Annotated in this window: 4 protein-coding genes; 2 read left to right on the forward strand and 2 right to left on the reverse strand. The window is 74.8% G+C overall.

Annotation, left to right across the window (positions count from 1 at the left end; genetic code table 11):
- On the reverse strand, positions 1-909 hold a 909-nt coding region (locus J0670_RS32390; protein ID WP_374223214.1), incomplete at its 3' end, for a protein kinase.
- Between the two features lie 57 nt (positions 910-966).
- Here J0670_RS32390 and J0670_RS32395 point away from each other — a divergent pair.
- Positions 967-1,509, forward strand: coding sequence for an SHOCT domain-containing protein (locus J0670_RS32395; protein WP_207815628.1), 543 nt, complete (start codon positions 967-969; stop codon positions 1,507-1,509).
- 5 nt (positions 1,510-1,514) lie between these two features.
- On the opposite strand, the gene J0670_RS32400 is transcribed toward J0670_RS32395, so the two are convergent.
- Positions 1,515-3,434 (reverse strand): serine/threonine-protein kinase, encoded by a 1,920-nt coding sequence (locus J0670_RS32400; protein ID WP_207815630.1) that lies wholly within the window; start codon positions 3,432-3,434, stop codon positions 1,515-1,517.
- Between the two features lie 253 nt (positions 3,435-3,687).
- Here J0670_RS32400 and J0670_RS32405 point away from each other — a divergent pair.
- The coding region (locus J0670_RS32405) for a hypothetical protein (RefSeq protein ID WP_207815632.1) at positions 3,688-3,979 on the forward strand (292 nt) is incomplete at its 3' end.

Below are 3,979 nucleotides of genomic sequence, written 5' to 3' on the forward strand. Positions count from 1 at the left end.
CGGCGCCTCCGGCTTCAGCTCCACCGCCCGCGCCGCCCACTCCTCGTCGACCGGCTCCGGCGCGCCCGCCAGCAGCTCCGCCAACTCCCCGCGCACCGCCTCCGCGGTCGGCCGCAGGGTCGGATCGGGCCGCAGCAGCCGCTCGGCCAGCGACGCCAGCGGCCCGCAGACCGCCGAAGGCTCGCGCCGCCCGTCCCGAACCGCCGTCACCAGCTCCGGCACGGTGCCCTCCGGGAACGGCGAACGACCGGTCACCATCCGCTGCAACAGCACCCCGAGCGCCCAGCAGTCCCCGGCCGGGCCGCCGTCCAGAGGCCAGCGCTCGGCCACCGGGCCGACCAGGGTGGCCCGCACGTCGTACCGGCGGCGGCCGCCCGGCCCCCCGAGGTCCTCGGCCAGCGCCTCCTCCGCGACCCCGGCGAGCAGCCCGCCGAGCATCGCCGCGCCGTCCTCGCAGACCAGCACCGACTCGGCGGTCAGATTGCCGTGCGAGAGCCCGGCCTCGTGCAGCGCCCGCAGCGCGCCGACGAGGTCCGCCACCAGCTCGGCCGCCCGGTACGGCGGCACCGGCCCGGCGGCGAGCAGCTCGGCCAGCGACTGCCCGCGCGGCCGCTCCTCGACCGTCCACAGCAGCTCGCCCTCGACGAAGGCCCCGACCCCGCGCAGCAGGCGCGGGTGCCAGGACGGCGCGGCCGAACCGACCGCCGCCACCCGCCGCACCAGCCGGTCCGCCTGCGCGGGCACCGGCTCGTCCGGGTCCCGACCACCGGCCAGCAGCGCGGGCAGTTCCAGGGCGCGCAGCAGAACCGACTCGCCTGTCCGCTCGTCCACCGCGAGGGCGCGCAGCGGTTCAGGACGGTCCGTCAGCCGGTACCGCCCGGCCAGCAACTGCCCGGGGCCGCCTCGCATGCCAGTTCCTCTCGCTCACCGCGCAGCCTACTGAGCGGCGCCCTTAGGCTCGATCCCATGGAATGGACCGATCTGATCGACACCGCCTTCAGGGTGGCGGGAAACAGCAGCCAAACCAACCAGGCCGAGGCGGTCCGCACGGTCGAGGCCGTCGTAATCGACGGTGAGAAACCGGTCGCCTCCACCGCCGGGCGCCACCCCGACCACTTCCGCAAGGGGGTGCTGGTGCTGACCACCCACCGGTTCCTCTTCCTGAAGGACGGAAAACCGCCGGTCCCGGTTCCGCTTACGGCCGTCACCGACGCCACCGTCACCCGCACCAAGCTCAACGGCGATGTGCTCACCTTGGTCGCGCTGACCGGCTCGCACCGCTTCGAGGACGTGGTCAAGGCCGAGGTGTTCGCCGAGCAGCTCCGGGAGCGCGCCCGACTCGCCCGCACCGCACCGCCGCAGGCACCCGCCGCCATCCCGGCCCCCTCCGCCGAGCTCTCGGCCGGCGAGCAACTCATCGGCCAACTGGAGCGGTTGGCCGCCCTACGGACCTCCGGGGCACTCACCGACGAGGAGTTCAGCCGGGCCAAGCAGCGCCTGATCGGCTGACCCTCCTACGGCGCGGGCTGGAAGCTGTTGAAGACGACGTCCCGGACCGGAGCCTGCGCGGCCCACTCCGCGTCCGGGACGATCCAGTAGATCGAGTATCCGTACTTGGCCGGCGTGCCGGTCACGAAACCGCGGTTGAGCGAGTGCGTCCGGGGCGAGCCGCTGGTCCACTCCCAGTCCGCCGCGTTGGTCCACTGCCGGTAGTTGATCGCCGCCAGGTTCACCCGCTGGTAGTTGGTGACCTGCCCGCGCAGACCGGGCTCGGACTCCTGCCAGTCGGCGAGCGCGCTCGGGCGCGGCGAGGTGGTCCACTCGATCCGCAGCTGGCTGCCGTCGGCGCTCTTGAAGATCCGTCGGTTGGGGTCCGACCCGGTCGGCTGGAGCCCGTCCGGCAGGGCGACCGAGAACCCGCTCGGATCCTGGTACGCGTGGTACCCGGCCGGCACCGCACCACCCGGCGCGGGCTGCGTCGGGGTCGGTGTGAGGGCCTGGGCCTCGGTGGTGACCGGCGACGGCGGTACGGCCGCCGAGGCCGGCGGCTCGGCCGCCGTACCGGCGGGCGCGGGCTCGGTGGACTCGGGCTCGGTGGACGGGGCCTCCGGGCTCTGCTCCGGGGTGGCCTCGGTGGTCGCCGCGACCGGCGAGGTGGCCCCCGCGCCGTTCGTGCTCCCGCCCGCTGAAGCACCGTCCCCGCTGCCGACCGCCCGGACCACCGCGACCACCCCGGCGATCAGCAGCAGCACCAGCACCACGGTGACCACCGCCAGCCGCCGCCGGCCCTTGCGCGGATCGGCCCCGGCCGCCTGGGTCGCGCCCATCGTCCACTCGCTGGTCACCGGCCGGATCGCCTCGGCCTCCGGAGCGGCCGCCGGGCCGTCCGGCTTCGCGGCGGGCTCCGCCGGCGGCTCCTCGTCCCGGGCCCGGCTCCCCACCCGGACCGTCCCCAGCAGCCCGCCCACGGTCCGCTTGGGAGCCTCCTCGCCCTTCGCCGAGGACGGCTCCTCCGCAGGCTTCTCCACCGGCTTCTCGGCAGACGGCTCAGCCGGCTTCTCCACCGGCACCGCGTGCTCGGTGGTCGACTCGGCCTTCGCGGTCGCCTCCGCGACCACCCGCTTGAGCATCGAGCGGGTCTGCGAGGCGTCCAGCCGCTCCGCCGGGTCCTTCGCCAGCAGCCCCTCGATCACCGGCAGCAGCGGCCCGGCGTTCACCGGCGGGACCAGCTCCTCGGTCATCACCGCCGTCAGGGTGGCCAGCGCCGAGCCCCGGTCGTACGGCGGCCGCCCCTCGACCATCGCGTACAGCGTCCCGCCCAGCGACCACAGGTCGGCCGGCGGCCCCGGCTTCTGCCCCCGGGCCCGCTCCGGGGATATGTACGAGGGCGCGCCGACCAGCATCCCGGTGGAGGTGACCGAGGCGTCGCCCTCCACGCTGGCGATCCCGAAGTCCGTGAGCACGACCCGGCCGTCCTCGCCGATCAGCACGTTGGACGGCTTGACGTCCCGGTGCAGGATGCCCAGCGCGTGCGCGGCGCTCAGCACGCCCAGCACGTCCAGCGCGATCTCCGCCGCCCGCCCGGGCGCCAGCGGCCCGTCCTCCCGGATCACGTCGGCCAGCGAGCGGGACTCGACCAGCTCCATGACGATCCACGGCCGGTCGTCCTCGTCGACCACGTCGAAGACCGTCACCGCCGAGTTGTGCCGGATCCGCGCGGTCGCCTTGGCCTCGCGCAGCGTCCGGACGATCAGCCGGTGCTTCTCCTCCTCGTCGACGCTGGCGTTCATCCGCAGTTCCTTGACCGCGACGGTCCGGCCCAGCATCTCGTCCTCGGCGCGCCAGACGGTGCCCATACCACCGCGCCCGAGCACGCCGTTCAGCCGGTAGCGGCCGGCCAGGAGGCGGCCGGTGGAACCCTGCGCCTGGGTCATTCGGAACGTTCCCCCATGTGCTGCTGGCGGTCGTGGTGACGGCGCGTCGGCCCGGCCCCGGGCCCGAACGCCCAAGCCTCCATCATCCCCTGTCCCGCGGGCCCCCGAACACCCGGCCCCCGACCCAACCCGGGACGAACCGCAACGGGTACGGCGCTCCGTGCCCGATCTGTGATCGAAAACTCGCCAAGATCTGCCCGGGGCGCTGCTACCGTGCGGCAGCTCATCGTCTTTCCGGGGGGATTCGACGCCCATGACCGCAACCGCACCGGGCACTGACGGCTCATCGAACCGTCCGCGCACCGCCCAGCACTTCTCGGTCGCACCCGTCCTGGACACCCCGGACGGGTACGTCGCCCCCGGCATGCCCGGCGTCCCGGTGACCGGCTACGACCCGGTCTCCCCCGTCGCCACCCGGACCACCCCGCGCCACCGCACCGCCCTCGCGGTCACCCTCGCCCTGCTCGCCACACTGCTCACCGGCCTGGCCTACGGCTGCGCCCCGCTGCGCGCCGTCGACAGCCTCGGCTGGCTGGCCATCGCCC

Origin of the sequence: Streptomyces sp. FH025 (assembly GCF_017427025.1) — a bacterium.
Lineage (GTDB): Bacteria > Actinomycetota > Actinomycetes > Streptomycetales > Streptomycetaceae > Kitasatospora.

Excerpts from the sequence above, each read along its gene's own strand:
- J0670_RS32395 (WP_207815628.1), top strand. The coding sequence starts at position 967 with ATGGAATGGACCGATCTGATCGACACCGCCTTCAGGGTGGCGGGAAAC.
- J0670_RS32400 (WP_207815630.1), bottom strand. The coding sequence starts at position 3,434 with ATGACCCAGGCGCAGGGTTCCACCGGCCGCCTCCTGGCCGGCCGCTAC.